Genomic DNA, 5,534 nt, shown 5'->3' with positions numbered 1-5,534 from the left:
CCCCATTATGTAAAGACTGTTTCGTCCCATTTGCTTTTACATTTCCATCTTGTTCAACTTCCAAGACTTCAAAATACTGTTTCAAAGTCTTTGTTGGATCATAAGGAAATTCAGCTTTTACAATGGGTAAATTAGAATACGTTTCTTTTACTTCCCCACCTTGTTTTTCAATCAAATTTTCATCAATTTTATCTCGAAACATAATTAAATAATCATCTTTCTTTGATAACTCACTCGCAAAAGAAGTTACACTTCCACTGCATAGTCCAAATAACAATACAGCTATCATAATAAATTTTTTCATATTTTTGATCCTCCATTACACATAAAAAATAAGGTGCAAAAGCACCTTATTTTTCTTTATATTTTTCTAATAAAAATTCACAAACATTATCTGATTCTTTTTGCTTATTAATTGCCATTAATAAATATTTAGGGTTTATCGGAATATTTATTGCCTTTAAATAACCTTCATATTCCTCAATAGTTGGTTTTACATTACAATCATAAATTACTTGTAAACTAATAGAATCAAAAAATTCTTTTTCAAAATCAAATGTATTTTCATTAGATAACCTTTTGTTAAATAAAGAAATAATATTTAAAATTGCTATCTCATCTTTTTTTTCTAAATCATGGTTAATAATTTGATGATAAAAAGAAAATTTATCAGGGTTTTCATGTAAAAGCATAGTTAACATTAATTCTTTATGATATTTTAGCTTAGAAATTTCTTGTTCAATATTCATATTAAACACCTACAATTCAATAATTATAAAACAAGACCAGTAATTGCACTTGCAATAACTCGAGCTGATCCACCAGGAATTCCGCATTCAAAAATCATAAAATCAATTAAATTTTGTTCAATATGACTTTCAAAACGATCTAATGCATTAGCAATACTTTTCGCATGTTTATTCAAATATTTTGCTTCTTTAGTTCCAGCACCCAACCATTTTGTAAGTGTCTGTAACGCATCTCCACCATTTTTTAAGCCCCAAACAACAGCTGATTTTTTCCACCCTTGAGCTGATACATCACCATCTTCATCTAAAGAAACAGTTTGATTTACATTTTCTACTTTATAATTTGTTTGTGGGAAATTCACTACATTATTTTTTACAGGCGTTTCTGTTTCAGCTGCAAAAGAAGATAAAGGTGCAACTGTTAAAAGAGCCGCAAATGCCATTGTTGCTGGAATGATTTTTTTGAATTTAGATTTAATTTTTAACATGTATAATTCCTCCAGAAATAAATTTTTTTAACAAAGATAAGTATGTCATATTTCAAAACTCTTTTTTCTGTATATGTAAAATTGCATATACTTTTGGAAAACAAAATTAGTAATCCAATGTTGAGTTTCCCTGTTTTTGGGTGTGAGTGCTGGCTAGGGGTTTGGGGGCTAGCCCCCAAGAACGTAATTTATTATCGGATAAGTTTATCACTTGGAACGATAGAACTTGGTGGTTCGGCTGGTATAATTACGAGTCCAAGTCGAGCAATTTAATCCCGTTTTTGGTCTGTTCGGCTTGGCGAACGCTAAAAACCAGCCGAATTTTGGAATGCAATGGAAGAAAGGTGGAGATTTTTTGAGAGTTTTTTTCAAAAAATACTACCTGACCATTGTATGGAGAAAAACCAACCCCTTATATAGATATAGAAAGAACAACATGGAATTTTTAATAAAAAAGTGAATAAACATGATTATATCAGGGGTTCTAGCGATTGTAATTAATTCCCAATATGTGGGGTAAAAACCACATATATGTGGGGTAAAAACCACATATTGGGAAAATATGTAAATAAAAAAGACTAGTAATTTTTACTAGTCTTTTAGTTCAAATTTTATATATGGTTTTCGTTCTTTAGAATTACCTTTTTTAACAAGTAAAGAATTAAAAAACCAATAATTTTGTTTTCCTACACTTTGTTTTTCTAAAACATTTTTCCTTACTAATGAATTTAAAACCTTACTAAAATATGACCTATCTTTATAACCACATAGTTTTTGCATAGTTGGTTGTAAAAGTTCAATTTGATTATTCCAACCGACATAAGGTAGCAAAGTAAATAAAACTGCTTTCTCTGTTTTACTAAGCTTCACTTCTGGATTATCACTTTCAATCCAAGCTTTTAACGTATGAAAAACAAATATAAAATTTGAATTCTTATGTAGATTTCTTTCAGTGATCGCCTTCATAAGTTCTTGAGCACCTGCACCAGCGTCAATAAAAGTACTCAACATCTCTGTAACTTCTAAAATCTCTTTCTTTTTCATTTGTTGTTGCTCCTCTCAATATTCCGAGCACCAACAAAAATACCAAAAATCATAATTCAGGTATTACCCTAATAATAAAATTATGATAATCTATATACGACAACAAGTTATTGGTATTTTCGCTGAAATACCCTTTGAAACGAGCCATGTTCGAGCATGGCTCGTTTTTTAATTTTATCACACATATTCTCTCAAAAGATTGTCAAATAAAGTTTCCCAAAAGTTTTATTTACTTTTTGAATGTCTTCTATCGCTCCATGTCATACCCTCGATGTCTACTTATTTTCTTCTTATTTTCACGTTCATGCTCCCGTTCAAAATGATTTTCTACCTCTCTTCCAACCAATTCATTTTTTACAAGCCCTCTAAACGTCTTAAATTGCTCTTTAAAGACTTGTTTCGTTTGTTGATATAAAACCTTTATATTTGTCTGTAAATCTCTTATATGAGCTTTTAATGAGCTTATTTCTGTACTTAATTGTTTGTTTTCCTTCTGTAACCCTACATTTCTCTTTTGAGATTCTTTAAGTGAGTCACATATCTCATCGACTGCACTATGTAATTCTTTGTTTTCTTTTACAAGATCCGTTTTTTGCAAACGTTCATAATCGCTCTTTATAATAACCGCTGCATCAACCTTTTTTTTCATATCTCTCCATTGCTCACGTGTCACCACGATGTTTCCTGTTTTCTTCTCAGTAATTTCTGGCTTTCCAAACAGTTTCGTTGTTACTTCTGTTTTTGTTTCTTCTCGCAAATAAGACATTGACACTGGCTTATCCGGAATTTGATTTCGAAACGTTTCAAATTCCTGTTTCTTTTCTTTTATTTTTTTATCTAAACTCAAAAATTGTTGCTGAATTTTTTGTAACGTTTCATTCTGTTTTTCGATGTAGTTTGTGGTTTGTTGTAATTGATTATGCGTTTCCACTACTTTTGTCTTTAAATGCGTTTTTACATTGGATAACTGTTCCACTTCTACTTCTAAATCTTGTTTTTCCTTAAAGGCTTGAGGCGATAAATGTTTTTTCTCAGAACCTTCTCCCCGATCTACATCAAAACCTTTTTCCCGCATTTCCAACGGGAAGTCCTGTTGCAAAGATATCAATTCTTTTCTCGTAAACATATCTTTTGCGGACAAACGATTGTCTTCTGTAATTGGCATCACACCAATATGCATATGTGGTGTCGCTTCATCCATATGAACCATCGCATACAACGTATTTTGTTTGCCATAACGCTTTTGAATAAAATCTAGTGAACTCTCAAAATAACGTTTCTGTTCTTCTAAACTTAATGAATGCATGTAATCAGGCGAAGCTGTTACTACAAATTCTGAAAGCACAACAGAATTTGCCCGTGGCTTTCGTTTTACTCGCTCACTGATCTCTTGTTTAATTGTGCTTTCATATCTAATTTTTTGTTGATTCAACAAATCATAATTCTGTTCACTTTTCGAATAATCGATGTCTAAATTTGATTTACTTTTTCCTTGTCTTTGATTATGTTTTTGAATCCCTTGCACATCAGAAATTTGAAATTTCTGCATGTGAATGATTGCGAATTTGTTCATGTTTTTCCCTCACAATTGTCTTCCGTAAGAGGACTACTTTTAAGGTTATCATAACATATCGAGAGAGCGAATCCAAAGTTTTGGTATAGCCCACTATACCAAATTACATTTGGTGTGGGCTCTGCGAGACCTTGTTGGCTTCGCCAAATCACGCCATAGCGTGACAAATGCTAGGGGCTTTGCCCCACACCCCACAAGGGGAACTTTTCCCCTTGACCCCATCCATCGAACTCCCCAACCCCTCAATCCTTGAGGGGCTCCCTCGCCGGTTGGCGTCCCCAAAACAATATGTTTTGAGGAACTGCCAAGAGGGTGATACATCTGACGTACGTGTCCACTCCTTATCCTCCCGATCCCTTTCGGGCTCGGTCCGGTACCGTTGACACTTACCTCAAAATTTCCTCTTTATTCGAGTAATCGTCCAGCTAGTGCAATTAAACGTGTATTAAATTCTCTATCTAGTGTAATAAAATCTTTTTTTCCTTGTGTTCGTTCAAGCAATTCCTGTAACACCAATTTGTCCTCATCTTCTAATCTTTCTTTTTCAACAACTACAGGAATTTCTTTAGGTGGTCTAACACGAACACCTAAAGCTGTCATTCTTACATAGTTCGAAACTGTTGTGCTATTCATTTTAGCTAATAACTCTAATCGTTCTTTTTCTTCTTCAGAAACATATAATTTGATTTGTTCTTTCGCCATTTTTAACATCCTCTTAGGGTATATTTTGTTCCTTTCATCATATCCCTTTATATACCCTTTTTCAATATATAATTTATAGTCCTTTTTATACCCTTTAATACTTATCCCTTCTATACCCCTTTAAAAAATAAAAGAGAGCCAACTATAAAGTTGGTTCTCTTTTATTTTTGATTCATCATTTGCAAAGCATGACTTAAATTTATTTTCCCATTTCCATATTCAAATGGACTTCCTAAAGGAGTTGCTGATTTTTTTAATAACTCTCTTACTTGTTGATTAGACAACATTCTATCATTCTCTAATAACAAAGATGCCACACCAGCTACATGAGCGGCTGCCATTGAAGTACCACTATCAAATCTATAAGAACCATCATTCCAAGTACTCCAAATATCTACACCTGGTGCCATTAATTCTAACTGTTCTCCTTTACTAGATAAGAACCCTCGTTGATCTTTAGCATCTAACGCTCCAACTGCAATTACAGAATTAAATTTAGCTGGATAAGTAATTGAATCTCCCTCTTTATATCCTTCATTCCCTGCTGATGAAACTAACAAAATTCCTTTTTCATATGCTTTATTAATGGCTTCTTCAAAAAATACAGATTCTTTTTTTCCACCTAGACTCATTAGAATAATATTCGCCTTATGTTCAATTGCCCAATCGATTCCTTTTACAACTGTACTATATTTTCCATTCGTATACTTATCTAATACTTTCACTGCATATAAATCCACATCAGGAGCAATTCCTGTCATACCGCTATTATTTTTTTGCGCTCCAATAATACCCGCTAAATGTGTTCCATGACCATTATCATCATCAAAATCTAAAACATTTTCAACAAATGAAACGCCATCTTTTATCTTTACATCTGGGTGCTCTCTATCAATACCAGTATCTAAAACCGCAACAGCAATTCCTTTCCCAGTAAGAGGGGAAACTCCTTTTCCTTTCGTAGATAAAACACTGGAT

6 protein-coding genes and 1 pseudogene are annotated in these 5,534 nt (G+C 32.8%); all 7 read right to left on the bottom strand.

Annotated elements, in window-relative coordinates; all coding sequences use genetic code 11:
* Nucleotides 1–304 (bottom strand): annotated as a pseudogene (locus tag QCI79_RS34925) (S8 family peptidase); the annotation flags it as partial.
* A 46-nt stretch (nucleotides 305–350) separates the two neighbouring features.
* Complete coding sequence (locus tag QCI79_RS34920) at nucleotides 351–749, bottom strand: DUF1878 family protein (RefSeq protein WP_021728521.1); 399 nt, start codon at nucleotides 747–749, stop codon at nucleotides 351–353.
* A gap of 23 nt (nucleotides 750–772) precedes the next feature.
* Complete coding sequence (locus QCI79_RS34915; RefSeq protein ID WP_011839882.1) at nucleotides 773–1,237, bottom strand: hypothetical protein; 465 nt, start codon at nucleotides 1,235–1,237, stop codon at nucleotides 773–775.
* A gap of 591 nt (nucleotides 1,238–1,828) precedes the next feature.
* Nucleotides 1,829–2,281 (bottom strand): hypothetical protein, encoded by a 453-nt coding sequence (locus tag QCI79_RS34910; RefSeq protein WP_021728522.1) that lies wholly within the window; start codon nucleotides 2,279–2,281, stop codon nucleotides 1,829–1,831.
* 247 nt (nucleotides 2,282–2,528) lie between these two features.
* The gene (gene mobV / locus QCI79_RS34905) at nucleotides 2,529–3,854 is read right to left on the bottom strand and encodes a MobV family relaxase (protein WP_021728523.1); all 1,326 of its coding nucleotides are present in this window, start codon (nucleotides 3,852–3,854) and stop codon (nucleotides 2,529–2,531) included.
* Between the two features lie 405 nt (nucleotides 3,855–4,259).
* Nucleotides 4,260–4,556 carry a plasmid mobilization protein gene (locus tag QCI79_RS34900; protein WP_021728519.1) on the bottom strand — a complete coding sequence of 99 codons (297 nt, stop codon included), beginning with the start codon at nucleotides 4,554–4,556 and terminating at the stop codon, nucleotides 4,260–4,262.
* Between the two features lie 161 nt (nucleotides 4,557–4,717).
* Nucleotides 4,718–5,534 (bottom strand): S8 family peptidase (locus tag QCI79_RS34895; protein ID WP_353842284.1); only part of this gene is annotated, 817 nt, incomplete at its 5' end.

It is taken from the genome of Bacillus cereus group sp. MG1, from assembly GCF_040460035.1.
Taxonomy (GTDB): Bacteria; Bacillota; Bacilli; order Bacillales; family Bacillaceae_G; genus Bacillus_A; species Bacillus_A cereus.
This window is presented reverse-complemented; position numbering and strand designations above follow the sequence as displayed.